Origin of the sequence: Corynebacterium sp. HMSC06C06, from assembly GCF_001807295.1 — a bacterium.
GTDB lineage: Bacteria > Actinomycetota > Actinomycetes > Mycobacteriales > Mycobacteriaceae > Corynebacterium > Corynebacterium striatum.
Window position 1 is genome coordinate 38,003 of sequence record NZ_KV788484.1, and the last position, 16,472, is coordinate 54,474.

Here is a 16,472-nt window from a genome sequence, read left to right on the forward strand (position 1 = left end):
CTTAGTTGGCATTGATGTGCGAGTTCGTTCTCGTCTTCCAACGCTACGCCAGCACCATTTATTTCTCTCTAATTCTTTCGCTGAGCGAAGTCGATGGCAACGCCGATGAGCGCCGTAACGGCGGTTGGAACGAACCAGCCCAAGTCGACGGACTGGCCTGGGGAGGCGTTCAGTAGCGGCTCGGCAGCAGCCAGCCAGCCCTGGTTTGCCAGCACCGTCAGCGCAGACCAGACCACGGAGGTCCACAGTGCAAGCAGGAAGGCCCAGCGGAAGGCCACGGCGTTCTTGACCACCGGCTGGATAAGGGTCAAAGCGATGAGCGTGATAGCTGGTGGGTAGAGGAAGATGATGAACGGAACCGCGATAGAAAGCACTGTCTCGAGGCCCTGGAATGCGAAGGCGATAGAAAGCAGGGTGAAGACTACGGCCCAGAAGTGGTAGGTGGTCTTAGGGACCAGCTGAGCAAAGAACTCAGAGGTTGCAGTAATCAAGCCCACGGCGGTGGTCATGCAGGCGAGGATGACAATCGCGGAGAATACCGCCTGGCCCACGCCGCCCATGGTGGAGTTCGCGGCGTCGGCAAGCAGTGTTGCGCCGGACTCATAAGACTGTCCATCCTGGATGGTCTGGCCGATCCAGCCCAGGCCCAGGTAGATACAGGCGAGGAGGCCACCGGCGATGACGGCCGCTGTGATGGTGCCGCTGATGACCTGCTTGCCGGCTTTGAAACCCTTGGACTGTAGGGAGGAGACAATGACGATGGAGAACGCCAAACCTGCGATGGCATCCATGGTGTTGTAACCCTCAAACAGGCCGGTGACCATTGGTGCGGAGGTGTAATCTTCGGTGGGGGCGGCCGGGACGCGTTCAGCGCCGAACGTGGCCAAAGTGATGAGCACAAGCAGCAGGATGACCAGTGCAGGGGTCAGGAACTTGCCCAGGGTGTCAATGATGCTGTTGGGCTTCCAGGACAAAGCAAGGGCGATAAGGAAGAAGATGATGTTGTAGGTGACGTTGGCGCCGAAGCCTTCCCAGCCAAACAGCGGGGTGATGGCGGTCTCCATGGAAACCGCACCGGTGCGCGGCAAAGCGTAGAAAGCGCCGATAGCAAGGTATGCCATGGCGGAAAAGACAACGCCGAAGAACTTGCCGCCGTAGTTGCCGATATCGCGCACGGACTGGCCGGAGATGGACACTGCCACCACGGCTAGGACTGGCAACAAGACGCCTGCGGCGAGGAATCCCAGAATGGCAGGCCAGAAGTTGGTGCCGGAAGCGACGCCCACCATCGGCGGGAAAATCAGGTTTCCAGCGCCGAAGAACATGGAAAAGAGCATGAGCGAAGCCACGATGATGGTCATCGTGGGCTTCGTGTTGGAGCCAGTAACCGGGCTCGCGGCGGTATCTGTTTGTGTTGTCATTATCTTCCTCGTTTGTCTCAATCCTTGGGATGAGTTTCTCACACGACGTTAATCGGTGATGGGAAGTAAAGGCAAATTTCTAATTATCGCTCGAAAGCATTCTCGAGGCGGTTGAGTGCTTCCTCGAGGATCTCGCGGGACGTGGCGAAGTTCAGACGCGCGTGATGCGAGCCTCCAGTGCCGAAGGTTTCGCCCTCGTTGAAGGCCACCTTGGCATGCTCACGCAGCCACTTCGCCGGCTGTGGATTGTCCCCGATGGCGGTCTCGCGGAAGTCGAGCCACAGCAGGTAGGTGGCGTCCGGCTGGCTGGACTTGAGCCCTGGCACGCGCTTCGGTAGTTCTTCAACGAGCCAGTCACGGGTCTCGCGCAGGTACTCCAGCTCTTCATCCAGGAACTCCTGATCGCGGTAGGCGGCCTCGGCCGCCAAGACTCCGAGGGTGCCGGTTCCGTCCTTGGCCACACCGGTCAGGGAGTTCCACGTTGCGACGTCGTCGGCGTTGGAGAAGATGATCTGCGCGCACTTGAGGCCCGCGGTGTTCCATGCCTTGGACGTGGCGGTCACGGTAAGAGCGCGGCGTGCACCGGCCTCGCCTAGGGAGGCAACCGGAATGTGCTTGCCATTGAAGACTAGGGGAGCATGGATCTCGTCGGAGAGAATGCGTGCGTCGTACTTCTCAGCCAAGGCGACGAGTGCGGTCAGGTACTCCTCGTCGAAAACGATGCCCAGCGGGTTGTACGGGTTCGAAAGGAGAATGGACCCGGCACCTGCCTGGAATGCGCGCTCAATATCGTCGAGCTCCAGGGAGGTCTCAATCTTCTCGCGGCCGGCAGTCTCCGGCAGCTCCAGCAGCGGCGGGTAGGAAGGGACCGGCACTACGACGGCAGAGCCCGGGCGGGTGAAGTATTGCAGACCCACTAGGAGGCCGCGGACGGCATCGCCGATCCAGAAGATCTGCTTCGGGTTAGGGCGCCAGCCGTAGCGGGAACCGTAGAAGTCAGCCAGCGCCTCGTTGAGGCCAGAGGTTTTGGGGGCTGGGGTGTAGCCGAATGTCTGTTTCTTCAGGGCCTTTTCCAAGACCTGCTTGACCGCAGGGGCGGTGTCAAAGTCGGATTCGGCGATCCACAGTGGGAGGACGTCTTCGCCGTACACCGTCCACTTGCGGGTACCGCGGGCTTTCAACTCTTCAAGGCTTGGAAACTGCATGCTCCCAACCCTAGCGGGCAGGCTGAAAAAGGGGCTGGGAAATTTATTCTTGGCCGCTATCCTCGTAGTCCTCCTCGTCATGGCCTGGCTCCACGAAGCCGTACTTCTTCAGGCGTTCGCGGTCGGCGCGGGAGTTGGACTGGGTAAGGCGCAGCAGCTCCGCGTAGATGCCGCCGGACTGAGCGAGCTCGGCGGGGGAGCCAATCTCGTCGATGCGGCCGTGATCGAGGGTGATGATGGTATCGACGTCCGCGATGGTGGACAGGCGGTGGGCGATGATGAGCGTGGTGCGGTCCTTCATCAGCTCATCCAGTCCTGCCTGCACGGCGCGCTCGGCCTTGGTATCCAGCGCGGAGGTGGCCTCGTCGAGGACCAGGATAGGGGCGTCCTTGAGCATCGCGCGCGCCACCGCCACGCGCTGCTTCTGGCCGCCGGAAAGCTTGAGACCGCGTTCGCCGATGACGGTGTCGTAGCCTTGGGGGAAGGCCTGGATGAAATCGTGGGCATTGGCACGCTTGGCGACGTCGATTACTTCCTGGTCGGTGGCACCCGGCTTGCCGTAGGCGATGTTGTCACGAATAGAGCCCGAGAACAGGTAGGACTCCTGGAAGACCACGCCCACCGAGGCGCGCAGGCGCGCTGCGGTGAGCTCGTCGACGGCGTGGCCCAAGACGCTGAGCTGCCCCTCGGATGGCTGGTACAGGCCCAGCAGCAGGTTGACCAGAGTGGACTTGCCGCCGCCCGACTCGCCCACGAGCGCCACCTTGTGGCCTTCCTCCGCAGAGAAGGAGATGTGGTCCACCACCGGTTTGTCCTCCTCATAAGCAAAGGAGACGTCGTTGAAGGCAAAGATTGGCTCGCCCGGGGTGGGCTCCAGCGGGGCAACCGGGGTGAGGTCGAGCGCCGGGGCGTCGGAAGCCGTGGTGGCGTCGATGAGGCCTTGGTTGGCGGTGGGCTCGAACTCTTCCTCCATGACCTTGAAGTAGTCCTTGGAGCCGGCGATGGCGCGCTGTGCGGTATCAACGATCCAGCTCATCATGAACACCGGCTGCTTGGCTAGGTTGACCAGCTGCAGGATCATGACCATGTCACCGATGCTGAAGTGACCTTCCAGCGTGCGCCAGAAAACGATGCCGTAAATGCCCAGGAAGATAAGGGCCATGGCCACGCCGCGGACGGTGTCCATGGAGTGCCACCAGCGCGACTGCGGCTTGGTGGTGTCCACGATGCGGCGGTAGAGCTTGCCAAAGTAGTGGAGTTCGCGGACCTCGGCCACGAAGGACTTGGTGACCTTGACCTGGCCGATGACCTCAGCGAAGCGGCCATTGGCCTCGTCGATGTCGGCGTTCTTTTTGCCCTCGTACTTCTGCCAGCGCGTGGAGGTCAGCGCAGTCAGCCACATGTAGATGGGGAAGAGGGCGGCGAGCAGGATCGCTAGCGGCCAGTAGTAGAAACCCATGATGACGAGGACGGCGATGGCCTCGATGAGCATCGTGAAGAAGTTATTGGAGAAGGACTGCACAAACTGCGTGATATTCGAGATCGAGCGGTCCAAACGCGCAATTAGGGTGCCGGTGACCTGGTTGTCGTAGTAGCCCTGGGGCACGGAGAGCAGCTTGGCAAAGTAGCGCGTGGACAGGATCTGGCGCAGGCGGGCGACCATGACGTCGCCGATGTAACCGCCGACGTTCCTGACGAGATTGCCAATCGCGTCCGCGGCGAACAGGGCGATGACCAGCCACATGACGGTACGCAGGGCGTCGCCAGCCGGCGTCCCACTGCCCAGCGAGTCAACGATGGTGTCGGTGGCTTCGCGAACCAGGAACGGCGAGACAAGCGACAACACCGCAGTGATGGTGGCGGTGAAGAGGACACCTACGTAAAAGGGCCACAGTGCGGAGGCACTGCGAGTGATGCGCAGAATGGAATTCACGGGGTTTAGCTCAATTCGGTAGGAGGCAAGGCCGCACGGCCTAACTTTCAAGCAAACGGACAGTATGCCACTCCAAGCAGATAGCGGCATAGTCAGTGCCAAGAAAAGGCATAGCTGTGCTTTGTTTGTAGAGCCGTGATCGCGGGGAATGGAGCTGTCTGCGTTAAGGTATTGAGGAAAGTTTGTTTTGTCCCACAGCAAAGAGGAATTCGTGGTGAAAAGGTCTCTGAAAATGATTGCCGGCTTGGCTGCAATCAGCACCATCACTTCGGGCTGCGCCATTCTGCAGCCAGAGGATACTGGTTTGGGCGAAAACATCGTGGTTTCCAGCTCTGAAGAGCCTCCGTACGAGCCCAAAGACGTAGACAACAAGGAAATTACCTCGGATCTCGGCGCCAAAGTTAAGGACGATGGGCTCAACGTCGAGTGGGAGCTGCAAGGCGTCTATTCCGACTCCGTGCAGGGATCTGTGGTGACCATCAAGCTGCACAACCTCAATGACCAGGCCCTACCTGTTGATGCTTTCGAGGATCCCGTCCTTGAGCGCGCTGACGGCAATGGTGGCTGGTCCAAGATTGAGCTGCTGCCTTACGACGCCGCGACCAACCCCGATGTTGCCGCCCCTGGGCTGGACCTTCCGCTGGGCGCCGGTGCTTCCACCAACTTGCAGTACCGCTTCAACGTGGCCCCGGGCAACCTGTGGAACGCCCGCTTGACCATCGGAAACGTTACTTACGTGGGAGATCTTAACCTATGACAGAACTCGTAGTCCTCGCCGGTTCCGACGGACTACCAGCCGGAACAGCTGATAAAGCGGCCGTCCACACGACGGATACCCCGCTCCACTTCGCGTTTTCTGCGTGGGTACTGCGTGAAGGCAAGGTCCTGGTCACTCGCCGTGCGTTGAGCAAGAAGACGTGGCCGGGCGTGTGGACTAACGCTTTCTGCGGTCACCCCGCCCCAGGCGAGGAGAACGCCGCTGCAGTCATCCGCCGTGCCCACTTTGAGCTTGGCCTTGCGATCTCCGAGGTCCGCGAAGTGCTGCCGGACTTTTCCTACCGCGCGGTGGATTCCTCTGGCATCGTCGAACACGAGATTTGCCCGGTCTTCCTCGTGGAGCTCGCGCCCGGAGTAGAGCCGCAGCCTAACCCAGACGAGGTCGACTCCTACGAGTGGGTCGAACCCGCCGAGCTCATCCGCGCCGCCGAGGCCACCCCGTTTGCCTTCAGCCCGTGGATGGTTGAGGAGCTGGCGGAGGCGCCGCTGCGCCAAGTGCTGGCTTAGCAGAAAGGAATTTAAGGGATATTCGGCTGTCCTTAGAGGCTGACCTATCCCGACTATTTCGGCTTCGACTGTTGTGGGCTGATTTTTGATCCAGGGCTGGTGTAAACACAGACGCCCCGCTTTCCGAGGTCTTATGGAATCTAGGTCCTCCATAGCAGCGACAGCATAAGCTGCGTAGTTTGGGGCTTTCGCTCACCTTGCCTATTTCGTGGCTAGTGAATGCTCTCAAATACCAATCCGTATATGGCGTGAGCTTTACCCAAAAGTGAGACAGAGACTTGCTCTAAGCTTTCCCAGAGCACGACCACGGCGTTTGAGTTGATTCTTCGTGAGCAAGTGGAACTCGGTATTGCTGAGGAAGATGTTTGGGCGAGGTAGATTCATTGCGTTAGCAACTGCTATGGAACTTGTGTGCGACTTCTCGACTCGCGTGTCATAGTCTCCGTTTAAATTGAAGACATGAGTGAACTGAAAAACCCGCTTGCGCGGGTAAGAAGTTGCTGCCAAGTTATCAACTCAAGGCTTACTTGGCTCATCCCGACAACTGCGGGAGTCATTGCAACATGCATATCGTACCGCCGCTCTGTAGTAGACTTAAATTTGAAAGTTTTTAATAGTAATCCTTGAGTTGTGGATCTGAGGTAAGTTGATTGTTATGGTAGGTGAAAGCTTTCTCGGTCCAGCATCGCTAGCGTGGGCTAAACCTGGGGATGAGTCGGGTTATTTGTCGGTGTGGCAGCACCTTGTAGATACCCGGGATGTTGCTTCACGTTTGTGGGACACGTTTGTTGCGGATTCAATTAAGCAATCATTGGCTACAACAGAAAGGCTTGAGGTTTCTGAAGTCCGAGCATTGGCCGTGTTCTTGGCAGGGATCCACGATGTCGGCAAAATCACCAGAAGTTTTCAGCGCAAGATACCGCCTGGGGCCAACGCAGAGATGATCCTTGGAAGTCTCGAAGACGTTGGATTAGATCTGGAATTTGGGCTCGAAGAAGTCGGCGCTTACTTCCCTCACGGTTTGGCCTCATCGGTGATTCTTTATGACTGGCTTTTGAAACAGGGAATGTGGGGGCCAGTTGCGGAAACTATTGCGAGTGTCGTCGAGTCGCACCACGGAATTCCTGCCAGAACAGTGGATTACGACAGGGCTCGCGCAATTCTCCGTGAGTACCCAGAGAACTGGTTGTTAGTTCAGGCTGCTGTTATTGAAGCAATGGCCGATGCCACTGAGGTGAAGCCGATCATAGGAAAGATTCAATCAGAGCTGTTTGTACCTACGATTCAACTGATTACGGGACTGGTCATTGCTGCTGACTGGTGTGCGTCAAATGAACGGGCCTTTCCGTATGTTTTCGATTGTGAACAAGAGCAACGGGTTCAGGATGGGCTGGCGTCGATTGGGTTTGCAGGCTTGTGGAGCGCTTCTAAGACAATGAAACCTGACGTTGCGGAGTACTTTGCTGCGGCCTTTGGTTGGCCTGATGAGTGGGATCCGCGGCCCATTCAACAGCGGGCTTTTGCCCAGGCCCGCAGATCCGAGGGGGCTTCACTGCACATTATTGAAGCGTCTACTGGTAGCGGTAAAACGGAGGCGGCTTTAGCTGCAGCACATGCGTACGCAGAAAAGCATGGTTGCCATGGGGTAGTTTTCGCTGCGCCGACGATGGCTACAGCGAATGGCCTCTTTAACAGGGTGATTCAGTGGGCACAGAATGTCGTTCCCGCAGGTGATACGACTGCGGCCTACCTTGCACATTCGATGAATAGCTTGGTCAAGGAGTATCAGAGACTGCGAGTTAAAGGAGTCGGCACCGATACTTCGGATAATGGGAGCGTTACCGCGATGGAATGGTTCGCTTCTCCCAAGAAGGGGCTGCTCTCTAACTTCGCTGTGTCGACAGTAGACCAAGTTTTGATGATGGCACTGCAATCCCGCCACAACATGCTTCGCCACCTTGGTCTTGCCGGAAAAGTCGTCATTATTGACGAGGTCCATGCATATGATTCGTTTACGAGTGCGTATTTAGAGTCGACCTTGAAATGGCTCGCTTGGTATGAGGTACCGGTCATCTTGTTGTCGGCGACTTTGCCGGTAGATAAGAAGGAAAGTCTGGTGCAAGCCTATCGTTCGGTTCTGGGAGAAGAGGACTGGGAGTCTGTAAGCGATGGGTATCCGCTACTTACGATTGCGGATGCAAATGGAGTGCGTGAGGAATCACTCGATATCGGCCCTAATGAGATTCACGCGGACGTGTCCGTGATTGGAGACACTGATCGTGAGCTCTTAACGTTGTGCGAGGAGTTACTCACTGATGGAGGTTGCGCGCTTGTCGTGTGCAATACCGTCCGGCGAGCGCAGAATTCCTATTCGATGCTGGTAAAAAAGTTCCCAGACGAGGTTGAACTGCATCATGCAGCTTTCATCGCGCATGAGCGCGCGGTGAAGGAGGGCAAGATGCTTCAACAACTTGGACCAGAGGCTAGGCGCGGGAGGTCTCGCCCGTATCGACGTATTTATGTTGCTACCCAGGTGGTCGAGCAATCTTTGGATATTGACGTCGACGTCATGATTTCTGACATGGCGCCTATCGATCTGCTCGTTCAACGCGCTGGCCGTCTGCACCGTCACCAGCGGCCACTGGAAGATCGGCCTGAAAAACTGCGTCGCGCTCGCCTCTTCATAAGAGGGGCAGAGGGATGGGACGAGATGCCCGTTTTCGACTCTGGCACGGCCGCTATTTATGACCCTGCAGTACTTCTAGCTTCTGCTGCTGCGGTTTCACGGAAGTGGCTGAGTGAGGGATATCGGCGCCCAGAGGACATTGCTGGCATAGTCCGCGGTACTTACGCAACGGTCGCTGATCCAGAGTCACCAGTGGCGGACTGGCAGCCTGCATGGGACGAGGCGAGAGAAGAAAGCCGCAAGCTACAAAACTTGGCAATCAATCGATCGGAGACGTTCCGTTATCCGGATCCCGACGTAGGCAATTATCGTGCACTTTTTGCACGTTACTTTGAGTCTAAGGGGTCAGCTGTGGATAAGGAAGAAGCAGCTATTGCTCAAGTTAGAGACGCTGATCCGACCATTGAAGTTATTCCTATCGAGACGGGGGACTTCGGGTATCGCCCATGGGGAACAGAAAGTGAGTACGTGCTCGACGACGAGAGCCCGGAGTTTTCATTGGCCCGACATCTCGCCGGCGCTACCGTTCGACTCCCCACCCGGATGAGCAAGCACGAATCTGTATTCGACCGAGTAATCGATCAACTTGAAAAAGAAACCCCTGTTGGGTGGGTAGACAGCTTTCTCCTTAAGAACAAAGTTGCACTGCGGCTGGATTCTACTGGGGAGGCAAACATTGCTGGTTTCGATGTGAAGTATTCGCCGGAACTGGGCTTGGAGGTGAAATAGGATTGTGAGTCGAGACAACTTTATTAAGGCCAACTGGAGAACCCGAGGCCCGCCCTGAAAATCGTGATTTAGGTCCTAAATAAATCTCTATCGCTCTTTAAGGAGGAAAGATGTCACGCGAAGACAGTGATGTGTTCTCATTACTCGATGAACCGTGGATTGCGGCTGTCGGCAGTCATGGAGAACCGCTCTTGGTGAGTATTAGACAGATATTCGATGGCACACACGACATTGCGGAGCTGCGTGGGGACTCGCCAGCGCAGGATTACGCGGTTCTCCGCGTTTTGCTCGCGATATTTTGGCGGGCACATTCAGTGTCCAAGCCTGCGGGAAAAACTAAATTCTCTATGGCTGAGTGGTTTGTCAAGGCGAGGGCTGATGCTCTTGAAGGTGCAGCTGACATTAAGGTGCTTTCGTACTTGGACGGTTATGCAAACCGGTTCAACCTTTTCGATTCCGACCATCCCTTCATGCAGGTCGCTGACCTTCACACAGAGAAGGGATCAGTTTCTCCCATAAACCGAGTCATTCCCGAAGCAGAAGATGAGTTCTTCACGATGCGGGCCGGTAAACCCCTTGAGAAGCTCAGTTTCGGAGAGGCTGCGCGCTGGCTTGTGTATGTTCATGCATACGACTATTCGGGAATCAAATCTGGTGCGGTTGGCGACTCTAGGGTTAAGGGTGGTAAAGGATACCCAATCGGCACGGGGTGGACCGGAATGACCGGTGGAACCTATTTGATAGGTGCAAATTTGCGCGAGACTCTGGCGCTGAACACCACTGAGGCGTGCCTACGTACACCAAATGACAAACCAGTGTGGGAACGTGAGCCCGACACCGCGGCTGAGCGCAATGGAGGAGCTATTCACATTGGTGGTCCAGCAGACCTAGCAACGTGGCAAACTAGGCGAGTTCGGCTTCATCGTGAGAACAATGAGGTTGTTGCGGTTCTTGTGAGCAATGGTGACCGTATCCCCGATGCCGGCCTTAACGCATTCGGAGATCCGATGACACCCTACCGCTACAGTAAGAACCAGTCGAAGAAGGACTTTGTTGCCTTCTACCCGCGTCCATACGATGCGGGAAGAACTATGTGGCGTTCTCTTGAACCGCTCATTGCGATGGAGTCCGATGCGCCATACCTTCGGAGTACTTCTTCAGCAGGGAAGGGAGCGCAAGCCCCGAAACGCCCGGAAATTCTGGATCAGCTCGCATACTACTGGCGGACAGATGTTCTTCCTCCATCCTTAGCACACGTGGGCATGGTCACCGTGGAATATGGTGCTCAGTCGTCATCGGTGGCGGCGAGTGTCACCGCTCGCACCACGTTGAACCTTCCAGTTCTGGAAAATGACGCTGTTCGGCGCGCAGCCCTAAACGCAGCTGATGTCACTCTTAATGCAGCTATTGCGCTTGGACAGTTTGGCGGAAACTTACTTGTTGCCGCAGGCGGTACCTATGAGTTTCAAGCTGAACCCATGGATTCGGCTCTCGCGCAATTGGAGCCTGCTTTCAATCGGTGGGTAGCGGGATGGAGTGATAGCCCTGAGCCTAAGGAATACGCAATCGAATGGCAGAAACAGGTGCGGTCTTTCATGCTCTCTCGTGGAGAAGCCATGCTGCATGCTGCAGGACCGAGAGCGATGATAGGTCGACCCCTTCTCAGCTCGACGACTGAGAAACCGCAAATTGTCACTGCAGCGTCCTATTTTTCATTGTTTGGCCGGAGGCTCGATAATTCATTGCCGCTCTTGTCGGAAGAATCGAAAAAGAAAGAAATGGTAAACACGAATGACTGATCAGCTTAGGCGGTCTCGCTTGTCTTTGGCGGTGAGCAATGCCGCAGAGCGTTTACAGAATGCGTACCTGCAGCGCGGAGAGAAGCCTGGTAGTGAGGCCGCAGCAAAGAGCACACTATCAGAGATGCGTCGGTATGCTGGCCGGAGTCCGGAAAAGGCGCCTCTGGCATTCCAACGGGTCATGAACCTCATGTATCCTGCGCTGCTCGACGAAGAACCTGGATTATTTGCAACTCGCGAAGAGGAAGCGGCGTTTTATGCATTGACGCTTTTCGCATCGCACATGCAATCTGCTACCCAGCCGGTACATGTAGAAGGATGTAGTTTCGCACGAGCATGTGGATTGATGTACACCCAGAGTGAATCCGAGTCATTGAAGCCTCGTTTCGACGCTATCTTAACCGCAGCTGGCTACGAGTCGCAGCTGTATCACGCACGTTCCCTGGTGAGTATTCTTCGTTCAAAGAATATTGGCTTTGACTATGGAGCATTCGCTCAGGATTTGAAGACGTTGCGCAATCCGAAGTTCCGAAATTCCGTTCTCCTTCGATGGGGACGAGATTTTGCCACGGCCCCATTCACTAAAAAGACCGAAAAATAATCAAGAAAGGTTCAATATCATGTCCCTAACTGTTGACGTCCATGTCCTTCAAACCATCCCACCAAGCCTCATCAACCGTGACGATATGGGCGCACCAAAGTCCGCACGTTATGGTGGTGTTCAGCGCCAACGTGTCTCGTCGCAAGCATGGAAGCGTGCCGTCCGCCAGGATTTCGCCAAGCGCTTCCCCGCAGAGGTGATGGGTAAGCGCACCCGTCTCGTGGGAGAACTCATCTGCAAGCGCATTTTCGAAATCACCGAGGAGGCAGGAGAGAAGTGGGAAACCCAGCGTGCGATTGATGGGGTAAAGAACCTCTTTACTGGTGCCAAGCTGAAGCTCAAGGATGCCAAGAGCAAGAACGACGAGACCGAAGAGGACGCGAAAATCGCATACCCAGAGCTCGGTTACTTGTTGTTCCTGGGCAACCATCAGATTGATCGTGCTGCTCGCGCCATCATCGATAAAGATGGGGAGAAGTTTAAGAAAAATGAAGCTCAGGCAATTCTTGACACTGAGCACTCCATTGACATCGCAATGTTTGGCCGTATGGTGGCTGATGACGCTGCTTTCAACGTCGACGCTTCCGTCCAGGTCGCGCACGCGTTGGGTATTCACGAGACTGAGCCGGAATTCGACTACTTCACGGCAGTCGATGACGCCACTGCTGACAATGAAGAGACAGGTTCAGGCATGATCGGCACTGTACAAATGATGTCTTCAACTCTTTATCGCTTCGCATCGGTCGACTTCGAATCCCTTGCTTCCAATCTCAATGACGTGAAAACTGCGGTCGACTCTGCGGCGGCATTCGTAGATTCCTTCGTCAAATCCCTTCCAACAGGTAAGCAGAACACTTTTGCACACAACACGCTCCCTGAGCTTGTTTATGTCACGATTAGTGACGATCGTTCGGTGTCGTTGGTCAATGCTTTTGAGGAGCCCGTCGAGGCGGGTGCTGCGGGGCGCAGCAAGCTTGGTGCGGAAAAGCTCGCCCAAGAGGCTATCGAAACTCAGCGAATGTATGGACTCAAGCCAACTGCCCAGTTCGTCGCTGGAATTCGCGGACTTGACGGGTATTTCACCGAATTTGCGGACTCAGTCACTATTCCTGAGCTTGAAGAGCGGGTGGCAGATGTTCTCAACTCCCTCATTTCGGAGAAATAGAAATGACTAGCACCTTGCTACTACTTCTTAAAGGTCCCATGCAATCATGGGGCGATGATTCCCGCTATAAACAGCGCAAGACGGGAAAGGTGCCGACCAAATCAGGGGTGATCGGTATGCTCGCTGCAGCTCTAGGCCGCCGACGAGTCGATCCGATTGAAGATCTTGCGGGATTGGGTTTCGGAGTGCGAGTGGACCAACCTGGTACCTTGCTAAAGGATTTCCAGACCGCGCTACCGGAGGGCGCTTCTAACGCGCAGCTGGTGACCCGCTACTTTCTTAGTGATGCTGTGTTCGTTGCTGCTGTGGAGTCTGAGGAACGAGACCTCTTAGAGAACATTGAATCAGCTCTGCGACGTCCCCGCTTCCCGTTGTTCCTTGGTCGCCGATCGTGTCCTGCGCCAGCTGATCTAGTCTTGGGGATCCGCGATAGTGATTTGGTCACAGCTCTGCAAGGCGAAGAATGGCACGCCTCCAAAAGTCATCGGCAAGCTCGAGCGAGAAACGTTGTATTACCGATACACCGCGACGCAAGAGAAGGGGAGAGAGGAATAGCATGCCGCGATGTTCCGATTTCTTTTGCCCAAGAGCATCGGCAGTATGCGTGGCGTGAAGTTGTGCAGGACGCGACAGGCGCTCCGTTTGAGAATCCTCTCGCTACTAAGTCTGATCCATTTTTTGAAGCGGTGATTCGCGCATGAGTACGTTAACGAAGTTGTATCTCAACCCCTTGAAGCGTGGCGCTGCAAAGCTATTGGCGAACCCACAAGCGATGCACGCGGCCGTTCGTGGAGCATTTCCACCAGATATCGACGAATCACAGTCGCGGGTGCTGTGGCGCGTGGACCACAGGGAACATGAGCATGTTCTTTATATTGTGGGGCCTGAAGAACCGGATGCCCAGCACATCGTTGAGCAGGCTGGCTGGGGCACCCGGCCCGCGCAATCGGCGGACTATTCAAGGTTTTTGGAACAGATTGTCAATGGGCAAAAATGGGCTTTTGAATTGGTGGGAAATCCCGTTGAGTCAATCACTATTCCAGGGAAATCGAGGGGAAAAGTTGTTCCACACGTCACGGCTGCTCAGCAATGCGAGTGGTTATTGAAAAAGTCGATGGCAGCGGGCTTTTCCATCGCAGTCGATGAGAACGAGGAGCCTATGCTTTCTGTGGTTGAACGTAATAACCTGCGGTTTTCAAAGAGAGATGGTGCTAAACGCGTTTCTCTCCGCACCGCACGGTTCCGTGGGCAACTCGTAGTCACCAATGCCAAAGCCTTGAATAAGTCGCTCCAGCAAGGAATTGGACGTGCAAGGGCATATGGTTGTGGCCTTTTAACGCTAGCTCCGGCAGAGTAGGAAAGTCTGCAAATGGAACCGCAAAAGGTACCTGTTGATCGGCAAGAACTGACGCGCGTGAGTGAGAGGATTTCATTTCTCTACGCTGAGCGTGCCGTGGTCAACCGGGATAACAATGCACTGACCATTTCGGATCAGAATGGCACGGTACATGTTCCAGCAACCACGCTTGCTGCGTTGTTGCTGGGACCGGGGACTAAAGTGACATACGCTGCAATGGCTTTGCTGGGCGATACTGGCGTATCTGTTGTGTGGGTGGGAGAAAAGGGCGTGCGTTACTACGCCCACGGACGCCCTCCTGCCAAGACTTCGCGTTTCGCTGAAGCACAGGCTCGAATTGTTACCAACCAACGGGCCCGTTTGGACTGCGCTCGAGAAATGTATTCCATGCGCTTTCCCGACGAAGACGTGAGCGGATTAACTATGGCGCAACTACGTGGGCGTGAAGGCGCACGTGTCAAAGCGATTTATCGTAAGTATGCAGATCTCTATGGAGTTTATTGGGATCGGCGGCGTTACGACCCGAATGACTTTGCTGGTGGCGATCCTATTAATCAAGCACTCACCGCGGCGAATGCTGCGTTGTATGGTGTGTCTCAAGCGGTGATTACGGCCTTAGGTTTTGTCCCTGCACTGGGTGTGGTTCATAACGGCACGGACCGTGCTTTTGTGTATGACATCGCTGATCTCTACAAAGCGGAGGTTTCGATCCCAGCTGCTTTCGCAGCAGCCTCTGAGCCAAGGAACGATATTAGCGGACAGGTTCGCCGACTAGTTCGGGATGCAATCATTGAAAAACGGCTATTGCCACGGATCGTAAAGGACCTCTATCGCCTAATGGGAGTGGACAATAGCGCCGAGTCAATCGATGTAGAGCTGCTTTTGTGGAACGAACTTGAAAATATTGCGGCTGGTACTAATTGGTCAGACTTTGATCGGAGTTCTCCATGATGGTGCTCGTCGTTACTGCATGTCCCGCCGGCCTGCGCGGTGACCTTACTAAGTGGTTACTTGAGATTTCACCTGGGGTGTTTGTGGGTCGTCCATCAGGGCGCATTCGTGATCTGTTGTGGGAACGTTGCGTAAGTTTGTGCAAAGATGGCCGCGCTATTTTGGTTTTTAGCTCCGATAATGAGCAGGGGTTGGATTTTCGCGTTCATCGCCATGAGTGGGAGCCTGTGGATTTTGATGGTGTCACCCTCATGCGAAGAACCACTGCGCCATCAAAAGCTCAACGCCGTACCGGCTGGAGTGCTGCCCGAAATGCTCGCCGACACTGACCGTTACACCATAAGTCGGATCTGCTAGCCTCGTTTTTGGCTCTTCCACGCTGGTCAGTAAGTGTCCGCCCCGCGTAAGCGGGGATGAGCCCCCAGACGCCGCGCCAGCGCGGGTGATTGTGCCGTCCGCCCCGCGTAAGCGGGGATGAGCCCAGCCTGGAGAATATCACCGAGCGCGGGGAAAAGTCCGCCCCGCGTAAGCGGGGATGAGCCCCCCTGGCCTGATTCCGTAGCCGTATCGGGTGAGTCCGCCCCGCGTAAGCGGGGATGAGCCCACCAGAACGGCATGAGCCTTGCAGCTGCGAAGGTCCGCCCCGCGTAAGCGGGGATGAGCCCCCGTCCCTGGTGGCGCACGATGTCGCCCTCGCGTCCGCCCCGCGTAAGCGGGGATGAGCCCCAGTGGCGAAAGCGTTCCACATGTGGCCGTACGTCCGCCCCGCGTAAGCGGGGATGAGCCCGCCTACCGAGGCAGCCGGGATGAGCTACGTGCGTCCGCCCCGCGTAAGCGGGGATGAGCCCGAATATCATGGAGCCCATGACCAACGAAACTCGTCCGCCCCGCGTAAGCGGGGATGAGCCCGCCGGTCGCGCCCGAATCAAAGAGGTTGGTGAGTCCGCCCCGCGTAAGCGGGGATGAGCCCCCCAGTGAGGGCACAACAGTGGCGCAGCAAGTGTCCGCCCCGCGTAAGCGGGGATGAGCCCCAGTGGCGAAAGCGTTCCACATGTGGCCGTACGTCCGCCCCGCGTAAGCGGGGATGAGCCCGCCCTGTTCGCATGCTTCGAGAGCTGCTTGCTGTCCGCCCCGCGTAAGCGGGGATGAGCCCTTCTCGGATGTCAGTACCAAGGTCAAGTGCTTGTCCGCCCCGCGTAAGCGGGGATGAGCCCATCACGACGAGGGCGATTGCCAGGATGAGTGTGTCCGCCCCGCGTAAGCGGGGATGAGCCCACGTGCCGTTACGCCGTGCGCAATTTTGTGAGGTCCGCCCCGCGTAAGCGGGGATGAGCCCAACAT

The 16,472-nt window shown here is 56.3% G+C and carries 13 protein-coding genes and 1 CRISPR repeat array; of the genes, 10 read left to right on the forward strand and 3 right to left on the reverse strand.

The features are described from left to right. Nucleotides 1-68: 68 nt before the first annotated feature. The 3 genes from brnQ to HMPREF3153_RS04565 all read right to left on the reverse strand — a co-directional run bounded on the left by brnQ (nt 69) and on the right by HMPREF3153_RS04565 (nt 4,559). Nucleotides 69-1,421, reverse strand: coding sequence for a branched-chain amino acid transport system II carrier protein (brnQ, locus tag HMPREF3153_RS04555; protein WP_246817162.1), 1,353 nt, complete (start codon nt 1,419-1,421; stop codon nt 69-71). Between the two features lie 83 nt (nt 1,422-1,504). Then, nucleotides 1,505-2,626, reverse strand: coding sequence for a MalY/PatB family protein (locus HMPREF3153_RS04560; RefSeq protein WP_070420145.1), 1,122 nt, complete (start codon nt 2,624-2,626; stop codon nt 1,505-1,507). 43 nt (nt 2,627-2,669) lie between these two features. Then, nucleotides 2,670-4,559, reverse strand: a complete 1,890-nt coding sequence (locus HMPREF3153_RS04565) for an ABC transporter ATP-binding protein (protein ID WP_070420146.1) — start codon at nt 4,557-4,559, stop codon at nt 2,670-2,672. Between the two features lie 232 nt (nt 4,560-4,791). On the opposite strand from HMPREF3153_RS04565, the gene HMPREF3153_RS04570 reads away from it, so the two are divergent. The 10 genes from HMPREF3153_RS04570 to cas2e all read left to right on the forward strand — a co-directional run bounded on the left by HMPREF3153_RS04570 (nt 4,792) and on the right by cas2e (nt 15,460). Beyond that, nucleotides 4,792-5,316, forward strand: coding sequence for a hypothetical protein (locus tag HMPREF3153_RS04570; protein ID WP_070420147.1), 525 nt, complete (start codon nt 4,792-4,794; stop codon nt 5,314-5,316). Further along, the gene (idi, locus tag HMPREF3153_RS04575) at nt 5,313-5,843 is read left to right on the forward strand and encodes an isopentenyl-diphosphate Delta-isomerase (protein ID WP_049063135.1); all 531 of its coding nucleotides are present in this window, start codon (nt 5,313-5,315) and stop codon (nt 5,841-5,843) included. Before HMPREF3153_RS04570 ends, idi begins: the two co-directional genes overlap by 4 nt. A 655-nt stretch (nt 5,844-6,498) precedes the next feature. Then, nucleotides 6,499-9,258: a CRISPR-associated helicase/endonuclease Cas3 gene (locus tag HMPREF3153_RS04580; protein ID WP_083280947.1), complete on the forward strand. Its 2,760-nt coding sequence runs from the start codon at nt 6,499-6,501 to the stop codon at nt 9,256-9,258. A 110-nt stretch (nt 9,259-9,368) separates the two neighbouring features. Further along, entirely contained in the window at nt 9,369-11,057 is a 1,689-nt protein-coding gene (casA, locus tag HMPREF3153_RS04585; protein ID WP_070420148.1) for a type I-E CRISPR-associated protein Cse1/CasA, read from the forward strand. Further along, a complete protein-coding gene (gene casB, locus HMPREF3153_RS04590) occupies nt 11,050-11,658 on the forward strand; it encodes a type I-E CRISPR-associated protein Cse2/CasB (RefSeq protein ID WP_070420149.1) in 609 nt (202 codons plus the stop codon). The genes casA and casB overlap by 8 nt, the downstream gene beginning before the upstream one ends. 19 nt (nt 11,659-11,677) lie before the next feature. Next, a complete protein-coding gene (cas7e, locus tag HMPREF3153_RS04595; protein WP_070420150.1) occupies nt 11,678-12,823 on the forward strand; it encodes a type I-E CRISPR-associated protein Cas7/Cse4/CasC in 1,146 nt (381 codons plus the stop codon). 2 nt (nt 12,824-12,825) lie between these two features. After that, on the forward strand, nt 12,826-13,524 hold the full coding sequence (gene cas5e / locus HMPREF3153_RS04600; protein ID WP_070420151.1) for a type I-E CRISPR-associated protein Cas5/CasD: 699 nt from the start codon (nt 12,826-12,828) through the stop codon (nt 13,522-13,524). After that, nucleotides 13,521-14,180 (forward strand): type I-E CRISPR-associated protein Cas6/Cse3/CasE, encoded by a 660-nt coding sequence (gene cas6e, locus HMPREF3153_RS04605; RefSeq protein WP_070420152.1) that lies wholly within the window; start codon nt 13,521-13,523, stop codon nt 14,178-14,180. Before cas5e ends, cas6e begins: the two co-directional genes overlap by 4 nt. 12 nt (nt 14,181-14,192) lie before the next feature. Then, complete coding sequence (cas1e, locus tag HMPREF3153_RS04610; RefSeq protein ID WP_046646233.1) at nt 14,193-15,131, forward strand: type I-E CRISPR-associated endonuclease Cas1e; 939 nt, start codon at nt 14,193-14,195, stop codon at nt 15,129-15,131. Continuing rightward, nucleotides 15,128-15,460 carry a type I-E CRISPR-associated endoribonuclease Cas2e gene (gene cas2e / locus HMPREF3153_RS12400; protein ID WP_049151744.1) on the forward strand — a complete coding sequence of 111 codons (333 nt, stop codon included), beginning with the start codon at nt 15,128-15,130 and terminating at the stop codon, nt 15,458-15,460. The genes cas1e and cas2e overlap by 4 nt, the downstream gene beginning before the upstream one ends. 63 nt (nt 15,461-15,523) lie before the next feature. Beyond that, nucleotides 15,524-16,467: direct repeats of the CRISPR family, unit length 29 nt; unit sequence GTCCGCCCCGCGTAAGCGGGGATGAGCCC. Nucleotides 16,468-16,472: the final 5 nt, after the last annotated feature.

Bases quoted from the DNA above. Each gene is read 5' to 3' on its own strand.
- brnQ (WP_246817162.1), bottom strand. From the start codon at position 1,421: ATGACAACACAAACAGATACCGCCGCGAGCCCGGTTACTGGCTCCAAC.
- HMPREF3153_RS04560 (WP_070420145.1), bottom strand. From the start codon at position 2,626: ATGCAGTTTCCAAGCCTTGAAGAGTTGAAAGCCCGCGGTACCCGCAAG.
- HMPREF3153_RS04570 (WP_070420147.1), top strand. From the start codon at position 4,792: ATGATTGCCGGCTTGGCTGCAATCAGCACCATCACTTCGGGCTGCGCC.
- idi (WP_049063135.1), top strand. From the start codon at position 5,313: ATGACAGAACTCGTAGTCCTCGCCGGTTCCGACGGACTACCAGCCGGA.
- HMPREF3153_RS04580 (WP_083280947.1), top strand. From the start codon at position 6,499: ATGGTAGGTGAAAGCTTTCTCGGTCCAGCATCGCTAGCGTGGGCTAAA.
- casA (WP_070420148.1), top strand. From the start codon at position 9,369: ATGTCACGCGAAGACAGTGATGTGTTCTCATTACTCGATGAACCGTGG.
- casB (WP_070420149.1), top strand. From the start codon at position 11,050: ATGACTGATCAGCTTAGGCGGTCTCGCTTGTCTTTGGCGGTGAGCAAT.
- cas7e (WP_070420150.1), top strand. From the start codon at position 11,678: ATGTCCCTAACTGTTGACGTCCATGTCCTTCAAACCATCCCACCAAGC.
- cas5e (WP_070420151.1), top strand. From the start codon at position 12,826: ATGACTAGCACCTTGCTACTACTTCTTAAAGGTCCCATGCAATCATGG.
- cas6e (WP_070420152.1), top strand. From the start codon at position 13,521: ATGAGTACGTTAACGAAGTTGTATCTCAACCCCTTGAAGCGTGGCGCT.
- cas1e (WP_046646233.1), top strand. From the start codon at position 14,193: ATGGAACCGCAAAAGGTACCTGTTGATCGGCAAGAACTGACGCGCGTG.
- cas2e (WP_049151744.1), top strand. From the start codon at position 15,128: ATGATGGTGCTCGTCGTTACTGCATGTCCCGCCGGCCTGCGCGGTGAC.